Raw genomic sequence first — 24,532 nt, 5'->3', positions numbered from 1 at the left:
CTCATGATGAACCCTGTTCCATGGCTCCAGATGACAAACATGATCTCATATCAGGGACTTGTTCGCACCTTCCCTAAGTTTGGTTGCACCCTGGACTACTCGATGTATAAAGGCGAGTTTTCTGGTTCGGTGATATCGGAAATGATCTCAGAGTTAGACGGATTCTGGATATTTTTGGCTAATGCACGAGTCTATACAAATAACGTCTCGCCCTTACCCTATTCTCGCCAAATTGATTCTATAGTAAAGATGAAAACTTGCGCATCTAGATATCACTCTGTCTGTCGCTTCATATCTTGGCTCATTGATACGTACATCACAGCGCATTACATAACTGAGAGTTTACTGGATATTGACATTCATAGGAAAACGCTGCATTCCATGTTAATTCTCAACTCGAGAAAATACACGAGGTATATTTCTCAGGCACAACATAGCACCAACATTTATAAAAGCCTGACCTTTGCGCAGTTAAGAGATTTCGTGTCACTATTTACTCTGCCTACAATTGCTGAAAAAGATAATGATGGAAAACTACTCCCATCAGTCTATACCAGCTTTAGAAACCTCATTCTAGTTAAGCTCTTAACACAATACGGGTTAAGGATTGGTGAGGTGCTCCTACTCCGTGGGACATCTTTTAAATCTAATATGGCAGGAACGGCATTCTATATGTATGTCGCCAATCTAAACGATGGCGCTGACCCACGAAAACATAAACCATTGATCAAGACACAGCAAAGCATCAGGGAATTAAAAATAACTGCTCACGACTATAAAATAATAACTGCATTCATGGCTCAAGTGGAGATGCGCTCATCCCACAACTTTCTTATTACATCCTCAATCGGTGATTGCTCTCCCCTCTCCTATAAGGCAGCCTATAAAATAATAACTGATGCCAGTGACGCAATGAGAGAAAAATTCCCTGAACACTTCTCCCCCAGAAGCTCAGAATGCTTGGAGAACGTTCACCCTCATATGCTTCGTCATACATGGGCCTATATGCAACTAAAGTTCCTGCACCAGCATTTTGAGAGGAAATTTGTTAAAGCGGGAGCCGTAAATATAAAAGGTATCATGGAATCTGCTAAAGACGCGCTGCGTAAACAAGGGGGCTGGGCTGAAGGTTCACGAATGCCAAGCAGATATGCAGAACGCTTTATTGCTGAGCATGCTAACGAAATCAACATGGCGATGTTCGAGGATAGCGCTTTCAACATTTTCGCTGTGAAAGAGTTACCAAACATTTAGGGTGATAAGATGTCTACTGAACGCGCGTATGTAACTGGCGATGAGCCAACATTATCTCCAGAGCAAATAGCTTTTATTGAAAAACTGAAGCTTCCTGAGCGTGTAACTATTCAAACCGACTCTCAATTTGACTCAACAATATCAGATACTGCTAGCGACAAGTGGCGATTTGTTATTGGTGCGGAAAAAGAGGTGTTTGACTTTTCCAAAATTATTGGACCCTCAATGACAAAACTTGCAAAGTTTTGCGCCGCATCATTCATTAATAGCGGCCGTCCACTCCGTGGACGAAATTTCGGCCCAACCAAGCAAGCCTTCCATTTTAAAGAGTTCACTTTTGAAAGTTTTAAAAACAAACTATGCTCGAGTGATTTCTTAGAAAACCCTGATATATACTTTGCAACAAAGGCGTTGCTAAGACTTTTATGCCAACTCGATTTCCCAGAATTTCCAGTTGAAAAATTGGATAGTTTAATACTTATTCCCACACCAAACTCAGCAAATCCATTCCTTAAATATCAGGACTTAGAGAATGCATTCCCCTCCCCGCTAAAAGGAATGATTGCTCGCTCCATTGTTTCAGCCAGTAATAAAAGGGCCGCATTATCAAATAATGAGGTCACTGATTTCACATTATTTGGATTATCCTATTACACTGGAATGCGACCAATTCAATTCTCCAAATTGACAGCTGGTGATTTTAAACTTGATTCGAGCCATTATGCATCCTCTCTCTATCGCTATAGTCTTAACATGCCATATGCGAAACAAACCGCGATCAATAATAGTAAAATTAAAATCGCTTTACCTAGTGAGCTCGGCCTGCTCATTGATGAATACATAAAACGATCACGATTGAAATCTGATGATAGATTTATACCTGTAGATGAATATCTTGTTCAATATTTGAACGACACATTACAACGAGTGTTATATTCAATTCAGCCACATGAAACCAAACTGAAAATCTCAAAAGGAGATATTATCCTGCCACGGTTAACGACCTATGACTTTCGCCATAATGTAGGTCATTCATTAGCGCTGGCAGGTGCTAGTGCTGATGAAATTGCGTATATGCTTGGCCATAGCTCATTAATAGCTGCGACTTACTATATTTCCGCCACACCTGAATTAGCTATGCTAAAGAGCAAGGTTCTAGGGGAGAATCCAGTCTGGCAGAATATGGTCAACTTGATGCTCACAGGTTATGTTATCGAAGAGGCTGAATGGTCAAGCAGAACGGTTTCTGGAACTGTCGGCGGTCAACTTCATATAAAAATCGGTGGTTGCCAAAGACCAGATGATACATGTCATCTCGCGAAAGTTCGTTCCTGTTATGGTTGCTTTTATTTCAGACCATTTACCAACATGGATAAACATCTTGCTGTACTTAGCTGTGTAAATAAAGAACTGTTAGATACCCTAGAGGTAAGTGAAAAATCGGGCAATGTTAAGAACCCAGCACTGGAAATACTCGCTAGTATGAAAGGAGAGGTGCAGATGGTGATCAATCGCATCAAAGGAGAGTTGAAGATATGAGAGATAAGGTTGAGAACTTGACGCTTTTCATTGCAGAGCACAAAGCATATTTTCTTGCAAGAATTGCATCGGATGTTAGTTTTGACTGGGAAGATGACAGTTGGAGTACAGATAATACACACAAGGGTGTTTTTTCTGGAAGCAGTTCAGGCAGCTTGGAGTTTAAGAATATATACAGTATTAGGAAGGGAATCTATCTTGACGGTGAGAAAGAAATTGATGTAAACCATGAAGTTAATCGTGAATATCGAGACTTTATGAAAGCATTCATTGTTTTTATAATTAAACTACGTAATCATAAGATCTCAATAACCGCGCTAAATCGTGATAATTTATTGCTAAAGCGGATTTATATTCGCATGTTTATTAATGGGGAGTCAAAACCGACAGCCAACTCCATTAGCGATAAAGTCATTTCACAGGCTATGCTGGCTCATTGTTCCGCCATGTCAAACCTGAATAACAAAGCTGATAGCCATACAGCAATGAGTAAAATTTGCAAGTACATAACCCAACTAGCCATCACATTCAACCCGGTTATCTTTTCCGTCACCCAGAAACGCCCTTCATCTAAATCCACAGCCGCAGCTAAAGCCGCCAAGATAAAAGCATTCCATGATGCAAAACATGCTGAAGAAACCGATGAAGATGAAAGTAAAAAACTAATAACTATACAAACCTTTTTGAATATTATCGCCGCACGAGGCATGGTCACATCAGACGGTGAAAAAATATTGCTGAATATGCTAATGCTTCTAATGGTTACGGGCTTTCGATTCGGTGAGTTAGAGAGAATTTTAGTGGGCTCGCTCAAGAGGTTGGAAGTTGCAGATGCTGAAGCGGCAAAAATTCTCAGAAAAAAGGGTCTTAAAGATTACTATCTTGGCATTGTTTACGTGGGTGAAAAAAAATCAGGTCACAGAACTCACTGGGTTGAACCATTGGCAATAGATTTAGTTGAGAGTATCTTTGACGACACGATAAGACTTACAGCGCCGGTAAGAGAGCATATTATAAAATGTAGGGTTAATAGTTTCTCATCCCTTCTGCCATTTGAACTTCAAGGAAAGTTGGAAATATCTTTACATGATATCGTCACTCACATTTCAGAATCATTTTCGACAACCGCTCTAGCGAGAGGCGCTTCCTCACAAAGAGATTACGCAAAAAAATCACTATCTAAACTTGGCATCGAGCCATCAAGGGTTGATACGATTAATGGTCGACAAAAGGACTTCTTTTACACCTCCGAAAGTATCGATAGCTTTCTGAAGAAAAAGATATCTTCCACTCAGGCATTAAATCCAGAGTTTATCTATAGCTTTGTAGACTCACTGACAGGAAACCATATAACTCATAATTTTGAAGATTTACTTTTTATTGCACCTGTAGGGTCTCTCTCTCTAGCTAGGTCATCAGTAATAAAACCCCTCCCCGTTCCTATATGTATGGATGACATGCTTAAATTCGTTGGCGCAAACAACGGGAAAGGTGGTTTGTCGCTCTTCAAAAAATATAACCTCATTGATGAGAGTGGTGATTTCCCTGCATTAACAACCCACATACCAAGACACACCATTAATACATTTCTGGCCATTGCAGGAGTATCCGATCACATACAAGCGGTTATGATGGGGCGTGTCGATATAAGTCAAAATTCCGCATATCATCATCTAGCCATTGAGCAGAGAGCATTAGCAAGTGAAGCAGTCTCAACTGGCACGCAGTTAGATTTATTTCATAATGAGCTCAATACATTATCAAACCCGCTAGATATTATTAAAGAAAGTGCTGAGATATCAATCAACCCGAATCTTAGGCTTGAGAACGCAATAGTACAAAGCATTCACTCCTTTACAACCAAAGAAGACACGAGTGCATTCTTTAGTAATGTATTTGAAGCTAGTTCTCTAGACTTAATGGCTGGCCTTGGAGAAGCTTTTTCTATTGAGAAGTCAGATACAGCAAGGGATGAATTACTAAATAGACATGCTGATTTGCATCCCCTGGACTTTGGTAGTTGTATGCGAAAGTTACAAGCTTGGTCATGCCCTTACTCAATGAAATGCCAAGATGGTTCATCTTGCCCCTACTTTACAATGATTGGCAGAGCTGATGATATGAGTAAACTTGTTCAAAAAGAATCTATTCTGAAAAAACAAATGAAAGGAATAAAACAGTTACTATTGACTGGAAATATAAATCAGATTGAACATGACGAAATAGTCACTGACTTTCACTCAAGAGTTAGTAACCTACTCAGAATAAGAGAAAACTTAAATAAAATTGAATCTACAAAAGTAAAACTCAACCTAATTGAACTAGATGAGCATAAAAAACCTAAAACGTTAGCTACGCTTTTCGCCATTGAACATATGAAAGCTGAAGGGGCCAATAATGCGTAATAAAATGTCAGGTGCCGAGCTTAACGAGGCTATTGAAGCTGAATTACGCCAAATGGTTCGCGAGGGGTATAATACATCTCCAATAACAAACAAGTCTTTACACTCAAGACTAAAGGCGAAGGGGATTATCGCTGGAGCTATTAGCACCCTAACTAGTCGTAAAGATATAATTGAACATTATAAAACCATGCAGCTCAATGAGGTCAAAGGAGCACTTGGCGAAAGCGCCCGTGCTGGTGCGACTAAAAGTAGATCAGAATTAATAAGGTCTAATGCCGCACTAAGGGGACAAGTCGAAGAGGCTAGGAATATGGTCATTCAAAATACACGTGTACTTATAGACGTCATTCAAGCAATTAAGGCTGAAGGTCTTCATAAAAACATAGAGCGATTTTTGAGTCCTTACTTGATTAGGGAGCTGCAAAATCATGATAAAGACAAGTGAGCATTATTTCTCAGGGCAAAGACTAGTTAAATAGAATTTAAATAAACTTAATACATTAATAAATCCGGATATGAATTCCCCTATATTAATAGTACATAACATAGCCCCTTATGATATGGCCTTAATAATGGTTTTTACTGCCCTAATCCTCCCCATGGTGGAATTAAATTCTTCATGCACCTGGCTAGAAGCAATGTTAATAATCACTTCATACTGTGGATATAAATTAACTAGCTCATCATATTCACCCTGCTCACCTCGTAGAGATTGTATATAGCCCTCATAGTGACCATATCTTTTATTTAACTGTGGTAGTGTATCTTCATTACCAAGAGACATTGCATATCCTTTAATATGGCATACCTCTATGGTTGAATCATAATACTCTTTTGTTTTGATAAATGTAATTCTACGCCCACTATATTTTTTCAATAGATACCCCTCCCCCACCAACTTTTTTATTTGTAAGTAAATATAATTATATCCTGCAGCATTTGTATATGAGGTATGGTTATTTCCGTAGCCTGCCTTTAAACATTCGACTACTGAAAAACAATCAAGCCCTTGGGTTTCTAGGGCCGTATACATTGGTGTTGGTAAATAAATCGTTGACATGGATTTGTTCTCCCCCACAGATCTCATAAATTGTAAGTAAAATCCCGACAAATAGGGATTATAATCCCTTCATTTGTGCTCAGCAACCAGAGATAGTTTTCGCCTCAAGAGAGGCGATAAATGCATGATATAGCGAAGAAATTTGGGAATAAGTTGCGTGAAAAACGAACTAATCTCGGTATCACCCAAGAACAGCTCGCTTTAATCGCTGATATCGATCAGAGTTATGTGGGGCGTATCGAACGAGGAACAGTTAATATCACGCTTGAGAAAGCTTACCGCCTTTCAGAGGTACTTCAGTGCGATATTCGCGACCTCCTCCCATAACATCAATCGCGGTACAACCGTGAGTAACGTTTGACGCTACGTACACAAACTTCGATACAAATATATTTATAACACTCTGTTTTTACAGTCGAAATCTAGTCTGACTAGATGCTGTGAAAAGTATTCTATACGAATACTTTTCAGGTGTTTTTAGGTACGCGCGCCATTATAGAACCAATCAGACTTGGCGTCTGATTGGCATCAGAAATCACACCAATAACTCGTCGAACTCGTCGGTCTGCTGAATCAGGTAGGCTCGCGCCAGCTCAGGATCCCGGCATCCCAGCCACCCATCATAATCCAGCCTTGGCACGTAGCTAAACTGCGCTTTTCGTCCTCAGGCTTCTGCATCCTCCGCAACAACGGATGCGAGTCGGCGTTGATCGTGAGCAGACAGAAGCTAAAGGTGTAGCCTCGAACTGCTTGCCACGCTCGCCGGATACCGGCAACCGCAAAGGGTTTGCCATTGACCATACTTATCCGCCAACGCTCAGCCTTTCCCCAGTCTCGTAGCTGTACTCGAAGAAGCCAAGCATCGACACCAAACAACGCTGGCCATGCTGCCAGGCACGGTGTGTCGCGGAAGCTAGCTCGCTTTACTTGATTTTGGGGATGAGCGCATGGACGTGAAACATATTGTCATCCATGCCGAATATGACATGCTGGCCGATAAATAACAGAGAAACAAGGAGTAATCATCATGTTAAGTCTTGCACTGGTTCAACTTAGAGAAGCATTGGCCCAAGTGCCCTATATCATCAAGATCCATAATCAGGATGATTATGAGCTAGCTCTTGAGCTGATGGACGAGCTGGTCGCTGACTATGATACCAATAAGCAACTGATTGAGTTACTTGCAACCAGTATCGAACGTTGGGAAGACGGGGTTGACGATTTCGCCGACTTCAACAAGGCTTTGGCAGGCGTGGAGCCGGGCATTGCTGTCTTGAAGACTTTGATGATCCAGTACCGTCTGGGGCTGACTGACCTGCCTGAGCTGGGCTCCAAGTCCAACGTTAGCAAACTTATCAATAGCGCCGAGGGCAAAAAACTGACTCGCCAACATATCGAGGCGCTAAGCAAGCGCTTTGGAGTTTCACCGGCACTGTTCTTTTGATTGCAAGTGGGGTTGTTATCAATGGTTTCTCTAGTGTGGGTGTGTAAAGCGTTGAGTGGGGGGCTATTCATACCGACTCCGAGCGCAATGAGCTAACTTAAGTGCGATTAACAGGAACGAACGTCATAGTTCATCTAGCGAAATGCTGACCCTGTCGAGTGAGACGATTCGCTCATCAGCTATACGGTTTAGCTCGGTATCTTCGGCCAGCTCGACATAGTAGGCAAAGAGTTCTGGTGGCACACAGTAAAAGACTGGTTCATTGTTGTTGAGGATGGCAACGGCTGAACCATGACCTTTCTTTAGTGTCCCCATCGGGTTACGTTTCAGTTCGAAAATACTGGCCACAGTGGCAGAGAGGATCTGATAGCTCATAGTCAAGTCCCGGTAGGTTTAGCGACCTGGTAATGGTGGCGACTGTACCACCTAAAACGGTGTCCGAGATGATTCGACCACTACACCAGTTGGCTGTTGTAGGGAAGGGATTGCTGTTGCAAAGCCTGTTGATAACCTTGAATGGCACTTTTTCCTGCAGGCGATAGCTTGTCGTCAAGCATCAACACCAGTTGGCGATGTCCCTTGCCAAGCAAGAAGCGACAGGCGCTCTCGGTAGCAAACGTTAGGTCATAGCAGAGATTAAGATTGTCCGTCTCGCTCACTCCATCAAGCTGGACCAGGCGCTCATTCGGTGCCAAAGACTGTTTGGCGCCGAGCACCAGCACACCATCACAACGGCCGCCCAGCAGTTCGTCCACCGCCAGCTGCTGCTGTTGCGCCTCGTCGGCAAAGCGTACCAGCATGTTCTTGCCCGCCTTGGCCAACGCCCTTTCCAGCAACGGCAGCATGCAGGCCAGACGATTGCCAAGCTGGGAAGATAGGATAATCCCCACACAATCCGTCGCCTGGGTCGCCAGGGAGCGCGCCGTGGCATTGGGTCGGAAATTCAGCTGTTCGGCGGCCTGCAACACGGCCAGCCGACTCTCTTCACGCACACCGCGCGAACCGCTCATGACGCGAGATACGGTAGCTTTGGACACATTCGCTAGACGCGACACATCAGTAATATTGGCCATGGGTTCATTCCGGTAACCGGTTTACAACAGGTTTCATCCTACCATGCCCCCAACGAGGCGGACACTTGCCTGATCAATCTGTTGTAACGAGCTATTGTTGCCGTGAAGATGGGGGATGGTTGGTGGTGTTGCAGCCAAGGAGATGGTGTTTAGGTTTTAATCGAGCGTTTAGCTGAAGCGATCCGTAAAGTACCTACCATTCGAAGCTCACACATGACTACCGCATCTTTAATTGCTGTCAGAAGGCTTTTAGCCTGTATGACCACATACTTTGTATGCAGTTGTCAGGTGAACTCCATCTCTATACTTACTGGATTTCTATTTTCATAATTTTAATGCATCAATAACCACTCTTAATGCCGGTGAGACATTCCGGTGAGGATAATAGATGTACTGTCCAGCCAAACGGTGACTATAGGGTTTCAATACCTGTATTAAGCTGCCACGCTCCAGTTCATCGCTCACCAATTCCTCTGGCACATAGGCCAGTCCCAGACCCATTTTGGCGGCAGCCGCCTCCATGTAACTGTCAGAGAAGACCCACTGCCCCTGTGGTCGATGCTTAATCGACTTGCCCTCTTGCCACAGTTCCCATTGATAGAGGCTGCCATCGGCAAACTGGTAAGCGATACAGGGATGTCCCGCCAGATCGGCCGGCGTCTGGGGAAATCCGTATTGAAGAAAATGATCTGGTGTGGCCACCATCACCATCTCCAGATCGGGCGTAATGCGAACGGCCACCATCCCCTCATCCACCTCGTCGCCAAGTCGCACGCCTGCATCAAACCGCTCATCGATGATGTTCACGAAGCGACTTTCACTAATGAGTTCCAGCCGAATATCGGGATAACGCTGCCTGAAAATGGCCAGTTTGGGCAGCAGCACCTTATCGATGGCGTGCTGGCTGGCGTTGATCCGTACCGTGCCTGAAGGGGTATCACGATAGTGCGCGAGCGTGGCCAGACCCGCATCGAGGGACTGAAAACAACCCAGCGCCGTACGGTATAACTGCTCACCCACCTGAGTCAGGGAGAGGCTGCGGGTGGTGCGCATCAGAAGTTGCACCCCGAGCCTGGCCTCGAGCTCCCGAATCGTACGACTGACCCCGGACTGGGCCAGCCCCAACCTGGCGGCGGCCTTGGTAAAACTCCCTTCCCGAGCGACCAACATAAAGACGTAAAGATCGTTGTAATTCTCGCGGCCTGTCATCCTGTTCACCCCACTATGTTTCCTACCCGCTACGACATTAAGAACAAAAACGTATTAATGTTATCAAAAAACCGCCTCTAATCATCATTAATTGTTCTAACTAGAATGTGTGTCGTGGGTCACAAAACCAGCACCCCACCATCAGGACTACGCATCAGAAATCCAATTTCGAGGAACTTTGCCATGAATGTTCTCCCCAAAAAACTGACAGCTATCGCGTCTGCCCTGCTGCTGGGCGCCGCACTAACCGGAGTCTCTACATTGAGTCATGCCCAAACCACCAACCCCACTGAACCTGTCTCCATGGTCACCCAATGGGACAAGACCTTTGCCCAAAGCGACAAGGTCGATCATCGCAAGGTCACCTTCAAGAACCGTTACGGCATCACTCTGGTGGCTGACCTCTATCTGCCGAAAAACCGGGGAGACGCCAAGCTGGCGGCCATTGCCCTGAGCGGTCCATTTGGTGCCGTAAAAGAGCAGTCGAGCGGCCTCTATGCCCAGACCCTGGCTGAGCGCGGTTTTGTCACGCTGGCGTTTGACCCCTCTTACACCGGTGAGAGTGGCGGCCAGCCGCGTGATCTGGCCTCGCCCGATATCAATACCGAAGATTTCAGCGCCGCCGTCGATTTTCTCGGCCTGCAAAAAGAGGTCGACCGCAACCGTATCGGTCTGCTGGGGGTTTGCGGCTGGGGTGGCATGGCCCTCAATGCCGCCGCCGGCGACACCCGCATCAAGGCGGTGGCAACCAGCGTGATGTATGACATGAGCCGGGCCATGGGGCATGGGGTGGGCGATGGCAAGGATCGATATTCCACCGCCGATCGCCGCGCCGTGCTGGCATATCTGAATGAACAACGCTGGAAAGACGCGGAAAGTGGCACCTATGCCCATAGCAATCACGACCTCTATGTCGATGACAAGGGAAATGTCACAGCTGCCGCCCGCACCCTGCCAGAGGTGCTGCCGGAAAACCCGCACCCGGTACTCAAGGAGTTCTTCGATTACTACCGTGTACAGCGTGGTTTCCATGCCCGTTCGGTGAACTCCAACGGGGCCTGGACCACTACCATGCCGCTGTCATTCATGAATATGCCGCTGCTGAGCTATGCAAGCGAAATATCCATTCCCACCCTGATCGTGACCGGTGAGCAGGCTCACTCTCGTTACTTTGCCGAAGATGCCTTCAAGGCCGTTGGCAGCAAGCAAAAAGAGCTGGTCGTTGTGCCTGGCGCCAATCATGTCGACCTGTATGACAACCAGGCTGGCAAGATCCCGTTCGCCAAGTTCGAGCAGTTCTTCAAGACCAACCTGAAGTAAGCGTCGAAAACGCGGCGGCCTCTTCGCCGCGTTTTCTCACTGGTTTCGACGCCACCTTTCACGCCGCATTGGGAAAAGAACAATGACCAGAGGAGTGTTTGTCAGCGCGATGGCCCTGTTGCTGGGGGTGACCAGCACCGCAACCGCTACAAGTACTGAGGCTCAGAACAAGGCAGATAGTATGAACATCAAGATGACGATAGCCGGCCAGATCATCACGGCCACCCTGGAAGATAGTCACAGCGCCCGGGACTTTTTTGCCATGCTCCCCCTGACGCTGTCCCTCGAGGATTACGCCGACACCGAGAAGATTGCTTATCTGCCCCGCAAATTGACCACACAGGGCGCCCCAAAGGGCATTGACCCGAACGTGGGGGATCTCACCTATTACGCCCCATGGGGCAACCTGGCGATCTTCTATCGGGACTTTGGCTATTCGACCGGACTGATTAAGTTGGGGCGCATTGAGTCGGGTCTCTCCCACCTGACCACCACCTCGGCCGCCAGCATCACGATCGAAGCAATCGAATAAGCCCATGTTTTACTTTCAGGTCATGCCATGAACGCAACATCGTTATCATCACATACCCCCGCTGTCGTCAACGAACACTGGTCTGCGGTTGCCGCCATGTCCCTGTGTGTGGCGCTGCTCATTGCCGCCGAGTTTATGCCGGTCAGCCTGCTGACGCCGATCGCCACCGATCTTGGTGCCAGCAATGGCATGGCCGGTCTTGCTATTGCCATCTCCGGCCTGTTTGCCGTCCCGACCAGTTTGCTGATCGCCCCCCTCTCTCACAGGCTGGACCGACGTCATGTGCTCATGGGGCTGGCCGTTGTGATGCTGACCTCTTTAATCCTGATCGCCCTTAGCCCCAACTTTACCGTGTTGATGGTGGCACGCGCTCTGCTCGGGATCGTCATCGGCGGGTTTTGGGCATTGGCAACGGCCACCATCATGCGTTTGGTCGGCAGCCAATCCGTCCCCAAAGCGTTAGGCATCCTGTATACCGGCAATGCGGTCGCGACCGCCTTTGCGGCCCCCATTGGGAGTTACCTTGGAGGGCTGATCGGCTGGCGGGGCGTGTTCTGGCTGCTGGTGCCACTAGTAGTGATCAATCTAATGTGGATGGCACTTTGCCTGCCTTCTATGCGTTCCCAAGCGCGCCCGAAAAGCGCATTTCGCCTGATGCGAAGGCCCAACGTCGTCATTGCCATCATAGGAGTGACGCTGACCTTTGCCGGCGCCTTTAGTGCCTTTACCTATTTTCGCCCCTTCCTTGAGACGCGCACCCTGGTCGACCTGCCACAACTCTCGGCGCTGCTGCTGGCGCTGGGGCTGGCCGGTTTTGCAGGCACCACGGCAGTGAGCTTGCTGCTGCACCGCCATCTCTACCGGATGCTGCGTTGGTTGCCGCTGGTGCTCGGCGTCATCACCTTGGCGCTGCTGACGGTGGCGCATCACTTCTGGGGGGTGGCCCTGATGCTGATCCTCTGGGGGACGCTCAACTCCGCCATTCCGGTCGCCTGGTCCGCCTGGATCACCCAGGGCATCGCCGACACGCCAGAGAGCGGCGGTGGTCTGATGGTCGCCGCCATTCAGCTATCCATCACATTGGGGGCCGCCTTGGGAGGCTGGTTGCTGGACTCTTTCTCTATCAGCGCCACCTTTATGGGCAGCGCCCTGTTGCTGACCGCCGCCTCCCTGGTGGTCGGCAATGGCAGCCGGCTCAGGCCCGTCACGCTTGACCAGTAAGTTGACCAATCCGTTAGCAAATTCATTCGCCATCGCACAGTGCAACCGAGCCTGCACCTAGCCCCCCAGAGGCACAAGCAGGCCAAAACAAGAAAAGCCGGCATCCGATGCCGATTCACAGGAGACAATCATGATCAAGTCCGTCAAAGCCTATGCCGCCACCTCGGCCACGGCGCCTCTGGCACTGTACCCCATCTCTCGCCGAACACCGCGCCCCGATGATGTGGAGATCGACATTCTTTATTGCGGCGTCTGCCACTCCGATCTGCACACAGCTCGCAATGACTGGGGCTGGACCCACTATCCCATCGTGCCGGGTCATGAAATCATCGGTCGAGTGGTGGCCGTCGGCAGCCAGGTCAGCAAATTCAAGGTGGGTGATCAGGTCGGGGTCGGCTGCATGGTCGACTCTTGCGGCCATTGCGATGCCTGTACCGAGGGCCATGAGCAGCACTGCAGCGACAGCGCAACCTACACCTATGGTGCGCCTGATCGCATCGACGGCAGCCTGACCCAGGGCGGCTACGCCGAGAAGGTAGTGGTCAAAGAGTCGTTTGTGGTGCGCATCCCCGACAACCTCGAGTTGCGAGCGGCCGCGCCGCTGCTGTGTGCCGGTATCACCACCTGGTCACCGCTCAAAAACGCCCAGGTCGGTCCCGGCAGCCGTGTTGCCGTCGTAGGGCTGGGTGGTTTGGGGCACATGGCTATCAAGCTGGCCAAGGCGCTGGGCGCGGAAGTGACGCTGTTTACCCGCTCCATCGGCAAGGAAGAGGATGCCTATCGTCTCGGCGCCGATCGGGTGGTGATCTCGACCGATGCTGCGCAGATGGCGCAGGTGGCAGGTCACTTTCACCTGATCGTCGACACCGTCCCCTACGTGCACGACATCAACGCCTATATCCCGACCCTGCGCTTCAAAGGGTCACTGGTACTGGTGGGCTATCTTGGCCCGCTTGATCCAGCACTCAACACCATGCCGATGGTCATTGGCGGCAAAGCGGTGGCGGCGTCCATGATCGGTGGCATCGCGGCCACCCAAGAGATGCTCGATTTTTGCGGTAAGCACAACATCGTGTCGGATGTTGAAGTCATCGCCATGGAGGATATCAACGACGCCTACGAGCGCATGCTCAAAAGCGACGTGAAGTACCGCTTTGTCATCGACATGGCCACCCTCAAGGCGCAAGCCTGATCCCGCAGGCCGGCCCAACGTAGCAAAGGCCGGCCTCTTTTGTGCAAGCAAGAAGCTGCGCCTGGTTCTTCCCACCTCGCCGGGTATCACGCGGATGGCCGCTGGAGCAGCGTTATAAATGTCTTGTCCCACGCCTTGAAGGCGTGCACATCAAGACACTCATGGGCGACAGGCATACTCCTCCAGTGCGTGCAGCGGCACATGTAACGCTGCATCGCTCGCAAAGACAGCTAGCAGATGATCGATGGTGGCGCGCACACGCGGCGCCATCAGGGCACGGTGCGGATATTGCAGCACCATCTCGTAGTTGCCCGGATGGTGGATGCCAGGTAACAGCGCCTTAAGCCGGCCATCACGCAGGTAGGGCCAGGCGGTATGGAGACCCACCTGCGCAACCCCCATGCCTAGCGCTGCGGCTTGTACCAATGCCTCGGGAGCCGACAGGGTCAGCACGGCACCATCCAGTTCCAGCGCAGTCTGGTTCCCCTCCCCATCGCGAAACTGCCAGGGCGAGGCCTTTCCCCCCAGAAAACGGCGCACAATCAGGCGGTGTGACCGCAGCGCCTCGGGCGTATCAGGCACTCCGGCGCGAGCCAGATAATCGGGCGAGGCCACCAGCGCCATCGGCAGGCGACAGATGGGCCGCGACACCAGCGCAGAATCGACAATCTGGCCACCTCTGAGAGCCAAATCATAACCATCGCGCACCAGATCGATCACCCGGTCGTCAAAATCGACCTCGGCCGTCAGCGCCGGATAGCGTTGTTGTAGCGCAGGCAACACCGGCAGCAGGTGCTCCCGCCCGAAGCCGGCGCTGCAAGAGATACGTACATGGCCGCTGATCTCTACCCGTTGCTCGGCCAGCACATCGACGGCCGCATCGAGTGCCTCCAGAGCGATCCGGGCCTGGCGTAAAAACACAGCCCCCTCGTCGGTCAGGTTCAACGTGCGGGTGGTGCGGTTCATCAGGCGCACACCCAGCGCCTGCTCGAGGCTGGCCACGTTCTTGCTGACTGCGGCCGAACTGATGCCAAGCGCACGGCCCGCCGCCGCAAAGCTGCCGGCATCCACCGCCTGCACAAACGACAAAATGGCGCGAACCCGCTGTGAAATCTCCATCTTTCGCTCCCACTGTAATCAATAACCTTAGGTTACCAATCCATCAACCATAAGACACCTTATGGTTATCAATGTTACGAGTAATAATGCAACAACACCGATGCCATCCGGTTGCTCAACAACGAGATGGCTCCGGTGCCAGACACTGAAGTGCTGTCGCTGGGATTGCCTCCCGAACAGCCCGAAACGTCATCGAACCATCAGATTAAAACAGGAACATCCATGAACACATTGGCACCCATTGCACTGGGCACTTGGTCCTGGGGAGCCGGCTTTGCCGGTGGCGATCAGGTTTTTGGCAATCACCTCACCGACGATCAGATGCAGGCCGTATTTGAGACTGCCTTAAAGACAGGTCTGACCCTGTGGGACACCGCTGCCGTCTATGGGATGGGCACCTCTGAAACCTCCCTCGGCAAACTGGTCAAACAGCACACCCGCAATGAGCTGGTGTTATCCACCAAATTTACGCCGCAAATCGCTGACGAGCGCTCTGAGGCGCCCGTGGCGGCCATGCTCGAGAGCAGCTTGCAGCGCTTGGGCGGTGATTACATCGATCTCTACTGGATTCACAATCCGCACGATGTGGAGAAGTGGACTCCGGGCCTGATCCCTCTGCTTAAAAGCGGGAAAATAAGGCGGGTCGGCGTCTCCAATCACAATCTGGCGCAAATCAAACGGGCCAACGAGATCCTGGGAGCAGCAGGCTTTGCCATCAGTGCCGTACAAAACCACTACAGCCTGCTGTATCGCTCTTCGGAAGAGGCCGGCATTCTCGATTATTGCAAACAAAACAACATCACCTTCTTCGCCTACATGGTGCTGGAGCAAGGGGCATTGAGTGGCCGTTACAACAGCCAGAATCCGCTCCCGGAAGGCAGTGGCCGCGCAACCAGTTACAACAAGGTGCTGCCGCAACTCGAAACCCTGACCACTGCTATGACCGAGATTGGCAGCCGCTATCACGCCAGTGCAGCGCAAATTGCCATCGCCTGGGCCATTGCCAAAGGCACTCTGCCGATCATTGGCGCCACCAAGGTGCACCACGTCACCGATGCGGCGCAGGCCGCCGCCATCCAACTGACCAATGCAGAGATGGAGCAACTGGAAATGCTGGCTCACGCGACCGGAGTTGATACCCGCGGCGCCTGGGAACAACCCATGGCCTGATTGGCCGGGTCCAAACTTTACTGAACGCAGGAGTACCACCATGGCCAACGCCTATTTCATCGTCGATGTCGTGATTCATAACCCTGAAGGTATGAAGCCTTATCAGGAGAAAGTGGCCCAAACCTATCCTCCCTATGGCGGCAAGTTGCTGGTGCTGGGCGGCAAGAGTGAGGTGCTGGAGGGAACCGGACCGCGCGGCCTGACAGTGCTTCTGGAGTTCCCCAGCGCAGAGCAGGCTCACGCCTGGCATAACTCCCCCGACTATCAGGCCATTATCGGCTACCGCCATGCTGCGGCCGAAAGCCACGCCTATCTGGTCCAAGGGTTGGTACCTAGTGCCCACGTCTAAGCCTACTTTCCCTTACATTGACCCCATTTTAAGGACCCATTATGAAAACTCTGGTGATCGTTTCCCACCCCTACCCCGAACAGTCCAATGCCATCATGGCCTTGCAAAAGGCAGCCTTACAGCAAAACGATGTGACCGTACGAAACCTTGAGAACCTCTACGGCGGTGATCTCTCCCGCTTTGACGTGGCCGCCGAGCAGCGGGCCGCCGAGCAAGCCGATCGCATCGTGTTTCTGTTCCCAATTCACTGGTTCAACCTGACCCCCATGCTCAAGGCCTACCTCAATGCCGTATGGGCTTACGGCTGGGCATTTGGTAGCGGCTCAGCGCTCAAGGGCAAGGAGATGCAGGTCGTGGTCACCGCCGGTGCGACCGCTTTCACCTACTCGGCCGACGGATTAATCAAGAGCAGCATGGAGGAGGTTCTCACTCCGATGAAGGCCAGCGCCTACTACGTCGGCATGAAGTACAACAACCTACTGGCCTTCTATGAAGCCATGGGGAAAAGCCAAGACGAATTGGCAGATTTCCAACGGGAATTTGTCGACTGCCTGCTTACTCCGCTTACGACAGCACAGCCCGCATAACGGATGCCTACTGGTGCCGCAGGATGCGATACGCCAGCCTTTCAGCCGCTATGCGGCTGTTTTTTTGACACTGATTTCTCTCGAGTGACGTTACTGCTTGCTTATAGCGCCTCCTGAATGACCTCAGTTTGAGGCTCTTGAGGTGTCTAGGAAAGTAGGGGCGATTCAGACAAAGTGATGCTACTAAAAATGGTAGATGGTGGTTTTTTGGTAGGTTATATTAGCCTAGACATTTAACATTGACTTTTATGAGTGTGGGCTTTCAATTATGAAAAAACACCAATAGAGATTCAATGTTGCATTCAACCTCAAAAAAATTGTAAATATTAAATTAGAAGTCGAATTTAACTGTTTTTGTATTTCAAATTTTCAATCAGCCCGTGTTGGGCCCTGTTATGTATTCATTCATGGGTTCCAGAAAAGCGATAAGGTGAACATCACTCGGTTTCTTACCACAGCGTACACAATCACGGTTACGATCTTCGACCCACATGGAGACAATGGAGGTGATAGGTGACAGAGAAAAGGAACATGTTTATTAGCCATGTCCATAAGGACGATCTCGGACTCCAGAAGCTAAAGGATCTGTTGGCTCCGAAAGGGATGGAAATCAGGGATTCCTCCATCCATACAGGAAAGTTCAATAATGCGACCGATGAGCACTACATAAAGACCCAGATACTTGCTCCCGCTATCAACTGGGCTGGTGTGTTCGTATGCTACGTTTCTCCTCAGACCAAGAATAGCGATTGGGTGAACTGGGAAATCGAGTATGCGGCCAAACAGGGAAAGCGCATTATTGGTATTTGGGAACACGGTGAGAAGGAATGCGACCTCCCAGAAGCCCTGAAAGAATATGCAGACGCTCTGGTTGGGTGGAACGGCGATTCAATCATTGACGCGATCAACGGGAAGGACTCATGGGAAAAACCTGACGGTGGCGACTGTGACCCGGTTCCCCTCAAACGGCATCCTTGCTGATGGCTCGCATTCATTCCTATGTGGTGCGATACGACAGTGGTTTTGCACCAAATCCTTTCTATAGTTATTGCACGCTTGCGACTTGCAAACCCAATATCCGCCGATCCGCTGGCATCGGTGATTGGGTGGTCGGCAGTGGCAGCAATAATAAAACCGCCCGACGTGGCGGGCATCTCGTGTATGCGATGCGTGTCACCGAAGTGATGACATTTGACGAATATGGAGAAGATCCACGGTTTGAATTCAAGAAGCCATACCGCAATGGAAGTCGGAAACAGAGTTGTGGGGACAATATCTATTTCAGGGCTGCACCTGACGATGCCTGGCAACAAAGGGACTCATTCCACTCCCTTCATGATGGCACTTTAAACCCTGATCATGTCACCCGTGATACGGGTGTAAACAGGGTACTGATCAGCAATGACTTTGTGTATTTCGGAGGCAAGGGTCCGAAGTTTCCTGAGGCACTGAAAGACCAGCAAAATCGTCCTCTATGCAAAACAGGAATAGGCATAACCACTTTTGACGACGCGAAACTGATCGCGAACCTTGAACAATGGATTCTCAGCTTTAACGTGAGGGGGTATCAAGGCGCCCCACTCGAATGGCTAACTCTTCGCAGGTAACAAATGAAAAGTGAAGGCTTCCTCTTGCTCTCGAATTACGCTGCGGAGATTGCAGCCACAGACGTACTCAACCCGAATGACTTCAGTCCTGTTCTCCAAGGTCTATACGGAGAAGTTGGCGGAATAATGGCTACGGCCAAAAAGAGTGTTAGAGAGGGAACTGCTTACCCTGGTTTTAAGAAGGCGGCAGAAGAAGAGTTTGGCGACACCCTCTGGTATTTAGCCGCGATCTGTAGGCGTCTGCAGATTCCTCTTGAAGAGATCTTCGCGGAAGCTGCGAGCCACGGGGATTTCAAGAATGTAGGCACTGCAAGCGACATCACCGAAGATACTGTCACCACAGCTACTTCGTTGGATGCCACCTTGGTGCGCTTGGGGCAGTCAGCAGCAGCCCTGCTGGGAACCACGCCCGCGCGAGCTGCTTTGATTGATTTCGCACGAACCTATCTGGATGCAATCCATGCGGCCGAACTTGCGTTTTCGGATGTAGCTCGCGACAATCTTCGAAAAGTTCGCGGTGCGTTTTTGGAGCCACAGGTAGAAGATCTAGCTGGCCTTGATTTCGACAGTGAGTTTAGCATTGAAGAACAGCTACCTCGTGACTTCAAAATCCGGGTCAATCAACGAGGTAGTGGCAAGAGTTATCTCCAGTGGAACGGAGTATTCATTGGAGACCCATTGGCCGATAATATCGCCGACCGCGATGACTACCGGTTCCATGATGTCTTCCATTTAGCCTATGTTGCAATTTTGCATTGGTCACCGGTGATACGGGCATTGATCAAACACAAGAGAAAAAGCAATCCAAAATGCGATGAGGAGCAGGACAGTGGCCGGGCTATTGTGGTTGAAGAAGGACTTACCGCTTGGATTTTTTCCAGAGCCAAAGAATTGAATTTCTTCGAGAACCAGGAAAAAGTTTCACTCGGAATTCTCAAGACCATTAGCGAGTTCGTGAGTGGTTACGAAGTGGAGAAATGTCCACTGAAACTCTGGGAAAAGGCAATCCTCGACGGCTACGCTGTCTTCCGCCAACTCAAGAAAAATCAAGGTGGCTGGATCATTGGTAATCGAATAGAACGCACTATCAAATACATGCCACTTGAGTCTGATAAATGAAAATTCACCCATTCGTTGATGCAGTCGCTTCGCTGCAGTTTAAAGACTGTTTCAATCCATATTCGGATCTTTGTGAAGTTCATGATCGACACGACGCACCGCGTCGCCGTGCTGTCGCCCTGTCCGCTATGCTACGTCGTGCAATCGAGACCCCTGTAGATGCGATATGGATCGGACGAGACCTCGGATACCGCGGAGGCCGCCGCACTGGATTAGCCCTGACCGATGATATTCACATAAGCCAGCATACTAGACGTTGGAATCTCGACCAGGTTGTCGAACGGCCAACGATAGGCAGTGCTGTAGCCGAACGAACCGCCGCGGTCATATGGGGCATGCTGGAGCACATTGATGCTCGGATCTTCCTCTGGAACGTCTTTCCTCTTCATCCGCATAAATCGGGAGATCCTTTCACCAATCGGCAGCACAATGCTCGCGAGAGGCAAGCTGGCGAAGAATTGCTCCAACAGCTCATTGTTTTGCTGCGTCCATCTCGCATCGTAGCCATCGGCAACGATGCCGCCGCTGCGGCTCATCGCATCACAGATTCTGTACCCGTGATTTGCGTGAGACACCCTAGCTATGGAGGGCAAACTCAGTTCCAGAAGCAAATCTCTGAACTCTACGGACATTCTTTTAGAACTGGGTCGTTGTTTTGAGGAGAGGCTTAGCCAGCAAACGCCACTTCAATCCAGTCCAACGGGTTGTCATTAATGTGTTTAAAGACCGCACTGCTGCCCCCGCTGGATCGTTCGGTGATATCTCCAATCCGTTGAAATAATGTCTTTCGATAAAGGCACCTGAGTTACACGCTAAATGATGGCAATTTACTTGCCTACAAAAAGCTAGGGAGGCTTGCTTATGCCAGTTCGCCAATCAGACCTCCTTAACGCAGGTCAACGCCGCCCCATGCAGGGGCAATTTGCCAAGCGATTTGGGCAACCTACAGCCTTTCTAAGCCACAGCCATAAGGACTCACTGCTCGCTCTGGGCTTACAGGAGTTGCTGAAGAATCAAGGGTGGGATGTCTACATCGACTGGCAGGATCAAACTATGCCCGACAAGCCTGACGCTAAGACTGCCTTCAATATCAAAACCGCCATTGTACGGGCCGACTGGTTCCTCTTTCTTGCGACGCAGAATTCGATGGCATCGCGCTGGTGTCCTTGGGAAATCGGTTTTGCGGACGGAAAAAAGTCCCATGAACACATCGCGATTGTCCCCACACAGGACAGCCAGGGCCATTTTTATGGTAACGAATACCTGAACCTCTATAACAAAATCGATGTGCCTGCTAGCGGTGCTGGTCTTGCTTTCTTTGACACTAAAGGCAATGGCAAGTGGGTGCGAACTCTTTAAATCCAACTTACCAGTAGTGACTAAATTATGAAAAAGGAACATCTACGGCTCATAGACAATCTGTCCAAAGAGCTGGCCGAAGGAAATCTGGCAATTTTTGCAGGTGCGGGGTTTTCCCGAGCTGCAGGCTATGTGGATTGGAGGTCGCTGCTGAAGCCGATCGCCGACGATCTGGATCTCGATGTCGAGAAAGAATGGGATCTGGTGACATTGGCACAATATCATGCAAATGCTAATGCGACCAACCGCTCGAAGCTGAATCAGATGCTGGTCACCGAATTCTCATCCGGCGTAGCGCCGACTGTAAATCACGAAATCGTAGCCAGGCTACCGATCCAGACATATTGGACTACCAATTACGACAAGCTTATCGAGAGTTCGCTTGAGCGCAATGGGAAGGTTCCGGACGTCAAGTACACCAACAAGCAGCTCGCAACTACCCGTCCCAAACGAGATGCAGTGGTTTACAAAATGCATGGAGACGTCGATCACGCGTCTGAGGCCGTACTGATCCGTGATGACTACGAACGCTACCACGTTAAGATGCAACCGTTCATAACTGCACTGAGCGGTGACCTGATCGCCAAGACCTTCCTGTTTCTGGGTTTCAGCTTCACCGATCCTAACCTTGAGTACATCCTGAGTCGAGTCCGCATTCAGTTCGCACAAGATCAACGCCAGCACTACTGCATCCTTCGCAAGGCAAGCAGAATGGAAGGAGAAGAGCAAGCCGAATTCGAGTATCGCCAGCGCAAAGAAGACCTCTTCAAACACGAGCTGCTACGGGTTGGGATCAAGGCCGTCTACGTCGATGAGTTCTCAGAGATCACCGACATTCTGCGAGAGATTGAGCACCGTCATAAACGCAAAACCATCTTTATCTCTGGCGCGGCTCATGACTACAGCCCCTGGACCGAGTCCGAGGCAGAGCAGTTCGTTTACAAACTGAGTAAGGCTATCAGCAAGGCGCAGTACCGGGTTATTTCCGGGTTCGGCTTGGGGGTTGGTAGTGCCGTTATTACCGGCGTGCTTGAACAAACTATCATGAACGGTGGTCGCCTCGACAACGATCAACTAGTCCTACGTCCCTTCCCCCAGAGCCAGTCTGGCGAGCGTCCATTGCCAGAGCTCTGGACGGAGTACCGCCGCAACATGCTCGCTCATGCCGGTGTTGCACTCTTTCTTTTCGGCAACAAGCTGGACAAGACAGGAGCTGTGGTGCCGTCCAACGGTATGCGCGAAGAGTTTGAGATTGCAGTTGCCAATGGCCTATTCGTCATTCCGGTTGGCATTACCGGCTCGATCTCAGCTGATCTTTGGAATGAGGTGATTCAGGCATACGATGAATCGAATCACGAACATGGCAAGAAGATCACCCCACTGTTACAAGAACTGGGTGCCCCACACACTGATCTAGCGCGCGCTCACGACATCATCCTCTCCCTACTGCCCCTCCTTTAAGGACGAACAACATGGCAAGAAAGGTATTTTTCAGCTTCCAGTACGAAGACGTGCACCGTGCAATGAACGTACGGAATAGCAACGTCATCGCTTCTGACACCAAGGTGGGGTTTATCGATAAGGCTGATTTCGAAGAAGTCGAGCGCAAGGGCGATACAGCCATCAAGAAATGGATTGACGATCAGTTGCACGGCACGAGTGTCACGGTAGTTCTGGTTGGCGCAACAACTGACAAGAGCAAATGGGTGAAGTACGAGATCGAGAAAAGCATTGAGCGCGGCAATGGTATCCTGACCATCGACATTAGCAAAATCGCAGACCTCAACGGAAAAACCACGAACTGCTGCTCTCTTCGTGTCCCTAACACCACCCACTATTTGTGGAACAATCAAAAAGGCCGTGAAAACTTGGGGAAGTGGGTTGAGGCTGCGGCGAAGGCTGCAGGCCGGTCATAAGTCTTCTAAGTCAGATTAGTTCATCTATTATATGGCGGTGGTATTCCCAGTCAAAAGAGGCCCATTGGGCCTCTTTGTATAGGTTCATTGCTCATCAACCAGACTGACTACTCCATGTTCTGCTCCCCATGGCTCACCAGCGGGCGATTGCCTGAGAGGCGCCGCAGCAGCACATAGAAGAGCGGGGTCAGGAACAGACCGAACAGGGTCACCCCTATCATGCCGGAGAAAACCGCCACCCCCATGGCCGATCGCATCTCGGCGCCGGCACCGCTTGCCAGCACCAGGGGCAACACCCCCATGATAAAAGCCAACGAGGTCATCAAGATTGGCCGCAGCCGCAGCCTGGCGGCGTCGATGGCGGCAGCCAACGGCGCCCGTCCAGCCAACTCCAGTTCACGGGCAAACTCCACGATGAGAATGGCGTTCTTGGCCGAGAGTCCAACCAGTACGATGAGCCCAATCTGGGTGAAGACGTTGTTGTCCCCGCCAGAGAGCCAGACCCCCACCATGGCCGAGAGTAGCCCCATCGGCACTATGAGCAAAATGGCCAACGGCAGCGTCAGGCTCTCGTACTGGGCGGCCAGCACCAGAAACACCAGCAGGATGGCAAGTGGAAAAACCCACAGCGCCGAGTTGCCAGCCAGGATCTCCTGATAGGTGAGTTCGGTCCACTCGAAACCTATGCCCTGAGGCAAGGTCTCGGCGGCGATCCGCTCGATGGCGGCCTTGGCCTGCCCCGAACTGAAACCAGGCGCCGGCCCGCCACTGATATCGGCAGAAAGGAAACCGTTGTAGCGCATCGCCCGCTCAGGACCGACAGTGTGCTCCACCTTCATCAGGGCCGACAGGGGGATCATCTCACCCGAGACCGAACGCACCTTCAGTTTGCCGATATCATCGGCATGGCTGCGATAGGTGGCATCTGCCTGCACCCGCACCGAGTAGGTACGCCCGAATTGGTTGAAATCGTTGACATAGGGGGAACCGCAGAATTCGGAAAAAATCGTACGCTAAGCTAACGGTGTTCTCGTGACAGCTCTTTGACTAGGCTTTC

26 protein-coding genes are annotated in these 24,532 nt (G+C 50.4%); 20 read left to right on the top strand and 6 right to left on the bottom strand.

Annotated elements, in window-relative coordinates; translation table 11 throughout:
- From PG898_RS20390 to PG898_RS20375, 4 genes are all read left to right on the top strand, one after another.
- On the top strand, positions 1–1,254 hold a 1,254-nt coding region (locus PG898_RS20390), incomplete at its 5' end, for a hypothetical protein (RefSeq protein ID WP_442865822.1).
- A gap of 9 nt (positions 1,255–1,263) precedes the next feature.
- Positions 1,264–2,793, top strand: coding sequence for a site-specific integrase (locus PG898_RS20385; RefSeq protein ID WP_080988660.1), 1,530 nt, complete (start codon positions 1,264–1,266; stop codon positions 2,791–2,793).
- On the top strand, positions 2,790–5,198 hold the full coding sequence (locus tag PG898_RS20380; protein ID WP_155418851.1) for a hypothetical protein: 2,409 nt from the start codon (positions 2,790–2,792) through the stop codon (positions 5,196–5,198). Before PG898_RS20385 ends, PG898_RS20380 begins: the two co-directional genes overlap by 4 nt.
- Positions 5,191–5,643 (top strand): hypothetical protein, encoded by a 453-nt coding sequence (locus tag PG898_RS20375; protein WP_155418850.1) that lies wholly within the window; start codon positions 5,191–5,193, stop codon positions 5,641–5,643. Before PG898_RS20380 ends, PG898_RS20375 begins: the two co-directional genes overlap by 8 nt.
- Before the next feature lie 108 nt (positions 5,644–5,751).
- On the opposite strand, the gene PG898_RS20370 is transcribed toward PG898_RS20375, so the two are convergent.
- Positions 5,752–6,258, bottom strand: coding sequence for a hypothetical protein (locus PG898_RS20370; RefSeq protein WP_155418849.1), 507 nt, complete (start codon positions 6,256–6,258; stop codon positions 5,752–5,754).
- Positions 6,259–6,378: 120 nt separating this feature from the next.
- On the opposite strand from PG898_RS20370, the gene PG898_RS20365 reads away from it, so the two are divergent.
- A complete protein-coding gene (locus PG898_RS20365; protein WP_049636833.1) occupies positions 6,379–6,585 on the top strand; it encodes a helix-turn-helix domain-containing protein in 207 nt (68 codons plus the stop codon).
- A 700-nt stretch (positions 6,586–7,285) separates the two neighbouring features.
- Positions 7,286–7,702 carry a helix-turn-helix domain-containing protein gene (locus PG898_RS20360; protein WP_049636832.1) on the top strand — a complete coding sequence of 139 codons (417 nt, stop codon included), beginning with the start codon at positions 7,286–7,288 and terminating at the stop codon, positions 7,700–7,702.
- 123 nt (positions 7,703–7,825) lie between these two features.
- On the opposite strand, the gene PG898_RS20355 is transcribed toward PG898_RS20360, so the two are convergent.
- The 3 genes from PG898_RS20355 to PG898_RS20345 form a co-directional block, all read right to left on the bottom strand.
- Positions 7,826–8,077, bottom strand: coding sequence for a plasmid stabilization protein (locus PG898_RS20355; protein ID WP_049636831.1), 252 nt, complete (start codon positions 8,075–8,077; stop codon positions 7,826–7,828).
- Between the two features lie 80 nt (positions 8,078–8,157).
- Complete coding sequence (locus tag PG898_RS20350) at positions 8,158–8,775, bottom strand: LacI family DNA-binding transcriptional regulator (RefSeq protein ID WP_049636838.1); 618 nt, start codon at positions 8,773–8,775, stop codon at positions 8,158–8,160.
- Between the two features lie 324 nt (positions 8,776–9,099).
- A complete protein-coding gene (locus PG898_RS20345) occupies positions 9,100–9,984 on the bottom strand; it encodes a LysR family transcriptional regulator (RefSeq protein ID WP_201985483.1) in 885 nt (294 codons plus the stop codon).
- A gap of 183 nt (positions 9,985–10,167) precedes the next feature.
- Between PG898_RS20345 and PG898_RS20340 the strand changes: the two genes are divergently transcribed.
- From PG898_RS20340 to PG898_RS20325, 4 genes are all read left to right on the top strand, one after another.
- Positions 10,168–11,304 (top strand): alpha/beta hydrolase, encoded by a 1,137-nt coding sequence (locus PG898_RS20340; RefSeq protein WP_049636940.1) that lies wholly within the window; start codon positions 10,168–10,170, stop codon positions 11,302–11,304.
- 181 nt (positions 11,305–11,485) lie between these two features.
- Positions 11,486–11,836 carry a cyclophilin-like fold protein gene (locus tag PG898_RS20335; RefSeq protein WP_049636941.1) on the top strand — a complete coding sequence of 117 codons (351 nt, stop codon included), beginning with the start codon at positions 11,486–11,488 and terminating at the stop codon, positions 11,834–11,836.
- 27 nt (positions 11,837–11,863) lie between these two features.
- Positions 11,864–13,057 carry an MFS transporter gene (locus PG898_RS20330; protein ID WP_049636942.1) on the top strand — a complete coding sequence of 398 codons (1,194 nt, stop codon included), beginning with the start codon at positions 11,864–11,866 and terminating at the stop codon, positions 13,055–13,057.
- Between the two features lie 130 nt (positions 13,058–13,187).
- Positions 13,188–14,249, top strand: a complete 1,062-nt coding sequence (locus PG898_RS20325) for an NAD(P)-dependent alcohol dehydrogenase (RefSeq protein WP_049636943.1) — start codon at positions 13,188–13,190, stop codon at positions 14,247–14,249.
- 159 nt (positions 14,250–14,408) lie between these two features.
- Here PG898_RS20325 and PG898_RS20320 read toward each other — a convergent pair whose 3' ends face one another.
- The gene (locus tag PG898_RS20320) at positions 14,409–15,368 is read right to left on the bottom strand and encodes a LysR family transcriptional regulator (protein WP_049636944.1); all 960 of its coding nucleotides are present in this window, start codon (positions 15,366–15,368) and stop codon (positions 14,409–14,411) included.
- Positions 15,369–15,479: 111 nt separating this feature from the next.
- Here PG898_RS20320 and PG898_RS20315 point away from each other — a divergent pair, with 111 nt between their 5' ends.
- The 10 genes from PG898_RS20315 to PG898_RS20270 all read left to right on the top strand — a co-directional run bounded on the left by PG898_RS20315 (position 15,480) and on the right by PG898_RS20270 (position 23,475).
- Positions 15,480–16,538, top strand: a complete 1,059-nt coding sequence (locus PG898_RS20315; protein ID WP_247141373.1) for an aldo/keto reductase — start codon at positions 15,480–15,482, stop codon at positions 16,536–16,538.
- A 40-nt stretch (positions 16,539–16,578) separates the two neighbouring features.
- Positions 16,579–16,887: a DUF1330 domain-containing protein gene (locus PG898_RS20310; protein WP_049636946.1), complete on the top strand. Its 309-nt coding sequence runs from the start codon at positions 16,579–16,581 to the stop codon at positions 16,885–16,887.
- Positions 16,888–16,928: 41 nt separating this feature from the next.
- Positions 16,929–17,474 (top strand): NAD(P)H-dependent oxidoreductase, encoded by a 546-nt coding sequence (locus PG898_RS20305; protein WP_049636947.1) that lies wholly within the window; start codon positions 16,929–16,931, stop codon positions 17,472–17,474.
- Positions 17,475–18,005: 531 nt separating this feature from the next.
- Positions 18,006–18,455 carry a TIR domain-containing protein gene (locus tag PG898_RS20300; protein ID WP_233265302.1) on the top strand — a complete coding sequence of 150 codons (450 nt, stop codon included), beginning with the start codon at positions 18,006–18,008 and terminating at the stop codon, positions 18,453–18,455.
- Positions 18,455–19,081: a hypothetical protein gene (locus PG898_RS20295; RefSeq protein WP_080988693.1), complete on the top strand. Its 627-nt coding sequence runs from the start codon at positions 18,455–18,457 to the stop codon at positions 19,079–19,081. The genes PG898_RS20300 and PG898_RS20295 overlap by 1 nt, the downstream gene beginning before the upstream one ends.
- A gap of 3 nt (positions 19,082–19,084) precedes the next feature.
- Positions 19,085–20,200 (top strand): nucleoside triphosphate pyrophosphohydrolase family protein, encoded by a 1,116-nt coding sequence (locus tag PG898_RS20290; RefSeq protein ID WP_049636949.1) that lies wholly within the window; start codon positions 19,085–19,087, stop codon positions 20,198–20,200.
- A complete protein-coding gene (locus PG898_RS21275; RefSeq protein ID WP_080988694.1) occupies positions 20,197–20,859 on the top strand; it encodes a uracil-DNA glycosylase in 663 nt (220 codons plus the stop codon). The genes PG898_RS20290 and PG898_RS21275 overlap by 4 nt, the downstream gene beginning before the upstream one ends.
- Positions 20,860–21,061: 202 nt before the next feature.
- Entirely contained in the window at positions 21,062–21,559 is a 498-nt protein-coding gene (locus PG898_RS20280) for a toll/interleukin-1 receptor domain-containing protein (RefSeq protein ID WP_049636950.1), read from the top strand.
- A gap of 27 nt (positions 21,560–21,586) precedes the next feature.
- On the top strand, positions 21,587–23,020 hold the full coding sequence (locus tag PG898_RS20275; protein ID WP_049636951.1) for an SIR2 family protein: 1,434 nt from the start codon (positions 21,587–21,589) through the stop codon (positions 23,018–23,020).
- Positions 23,021–23,031: 11 nt separating this feature from the next.
- A complete protein-coding gene (locus PG898_RS20270) occupies positions 23,032–23,475 on the top strand; it encodes a TIR domain-containing protein (protein ID WP_049636952.1) in 444 nt (147 codons plus the stop codon).
- A gap of 107 nt (positions 23,476–23,582) precedes the next feature.
- Here the strand turns inward: PG898_RS20270 and PG898_RS20265 are convergent, their stop codons facing one another.
- A complete protein-coding gene (locus PG898_RS20265; protein ID WP_199252952.1) occupies positions 23,583–24,482 on the bottom strand; it encodes an efflux RND transporter permease subunit in 900 nt (299 codons plus the stop codon).
- Positions 24,483–24,532 lie beyond the last annotated feature (50 nt).

The sequence above is a fragment of the Aeromonas sp. QDB31 genome (assembly GCF_027707605.1).
Classification (GTDB): domain Bacteria; phylum Pseudomonadota; class Gammaproteobacteria; order Enterobacterales; family Aeromonadaceae; genus Aeromonas; species Aeromonas media.
Note: the sequence above shows the minus strand (reverse complement) of the source record. Positions and strands in the feature narration are given on the sequence as shown.

Excerpts from the sequence above, each read along its gene's own strand:
- PG898_RS20310 (WP_049636946.1), top strand. The coding sequence starts at position 16,579 with ATGGCCAACGCCTATTTCATCGTCGATGTCGTGATTCATAACCCTGAA.
- PG898_RS20300 (WP_233265302.1), top strand. The coding sequence starts at position 18,006 with ATGTTTATTAGCCATGTCCATAAGGACGATCTCGGACTCCAGAAGCTA.
- PG898_RS20350 (WP_049636838.1), bottom strand. The coding sequence starts at position 8,775 with ATGGCCAATATTACTGATGTGTCGCGTCTAGCGAATGTGTCCAAAGCT.
- PG898_RS21275 (WP_080988694.1), top strand. The coding sequence starts at position 20,197 with ATGAAAATTCACCCATTCGTTGATGCAGTCGCTTCGCTGCAGTTTAAA.
- PG898_RS20280 (WP_049636950.1), top strand. The coding sequence starts at position 21,062 with ATGCCAGTTCGCCAATCAGACCTCCTTAACGCAGGTCAACGCCGCCCC.
- PG898_RS20305 (WP_049636947.1), top strand. The coding sequence starts at position 16,929 with ATGAAAACTCTGGTGATCGTTTCCCACCCCTACCCCGAACAGTCCAAT.
- PG898_RS20345 (WP_201985483.1), bottom strand. The coding sequence starts at position 9,984 with ATGACAGGCCGCGAGAATTACAACGATCTTTACGTCTTTATGTTGGTC.
- PG898_RS20335 (WP_049636941.1), top strand. The coding sequence starts at position 11,486 with ATGAACATCAAGATGACGATAGCCGGCCAGATCATCACGGCCACCCTG.
- PG898_RS20370 (WP_155418849.1), bottom strand. The coding sequence starts at position 6,258 with ATGTCAACGATTTATTTACCAACACCAATGTATACGGCCCTAGAAACC.
- PG898_RS20295 (WP_080988693.1), top strand. The coding sequence starts at position 18,455 with ATGGCTCGCATTCATTCCTATGTGGTGCGATACGACAGTGGTTTTGCA.
- PG898_RS20275 (WP_049636951.1), top strand. The coding sequence starts at position 21,587 with ATGAAAAAGGAACATCTACGGCTCATAGACAATCTGTCCAAAGAGCTG.
- PG898_RS20380 (WP_155418851.1), top strand. The coding sequence starts at position 2,790 with ATGAGAGATAAGGTTGAGAACTTGACGCTTTTCATTGCAGAGCACAAA.
- PG898_RS20365 (WP_049636833.1), top strand. The coding sequence starts at position 6,379 with ATGCATGATATAGCGAAGAAATTTGGGAATAAGTTGCGTGAAAAACGA.
- PG898_RS20330 (WP_049636942.1), top strand. The coding sequence starts at position 11,864 with ATGAACGCAACATCGTTATCATCACATACCCCCGCTGTCGTCAACGAA.
- PG898_RS20355 (WP_049636831.1), bottom strand. The coding sequence starts at position 8,077 with ATGAGCTATCAGATCCTCTCTGCCACTGTGGCCAGTATTTTCGAACTG.
- PG898_RS20360 (WP_049636832.1), top strand. The coding sequence starts at position 7,286 with ATGTTAAGTCTTGCACTGGTTCAACTTAGAGAAGCATTGGCCCAAGTG.
- PG898_RS20385 (WP_080988660.1), top strand. The coding sequence starts at position 1,264 with ATGTCTACTGAACGCGCGTATGTAACTGGCGATGAGCCAACATTATCT.
- PG898_RS20290 (WP_049636949.1), top strand. The coding sequence starts at position 19,085 with ATGAAAAGTGAAGGCTTCCTCTTGCTCTCGAATTACGCTGCGGAGATT.
- PG898_RS20375 (WP_155418850.1), top strand. The coding sequence starts at position 5,191 with ATGCGTAATAAAATGTCAGGTGCCGAGCTTAACGAGGCTATTGAAGCT.
- PG898_RS20320 (WP_049636944.1), bottom strand. The coding sequence starts at position 15,368 with ATGGAGATTTCACAGCGGGTTCGCGCCATTTTGTCGTTTGTGCAGGCG.
- PG898_RS20340 (WP_049636940.1), top strand. The coding sequence starts at position 10,168 with ATGAATGTTCTCCCCAAAAAACTGACAGCTATCGCGTCTGCCCTGCTG.
- PG898_RS20270 (WP_049636952.1), top strand. The coding sequence starts at position 23,032 with ATGGCAAGAAAGGTATTTTTCAGCTTCCAGTACGAAGACGTGCACCGT.
- PG898_RS20325 (WP_049636943.1), top strand. The coding sequence starts at position 13,188 with ATGATCAAGTCCGTCAAAGCCTATGCCGCCACCTCGGCCACGGCGCCT.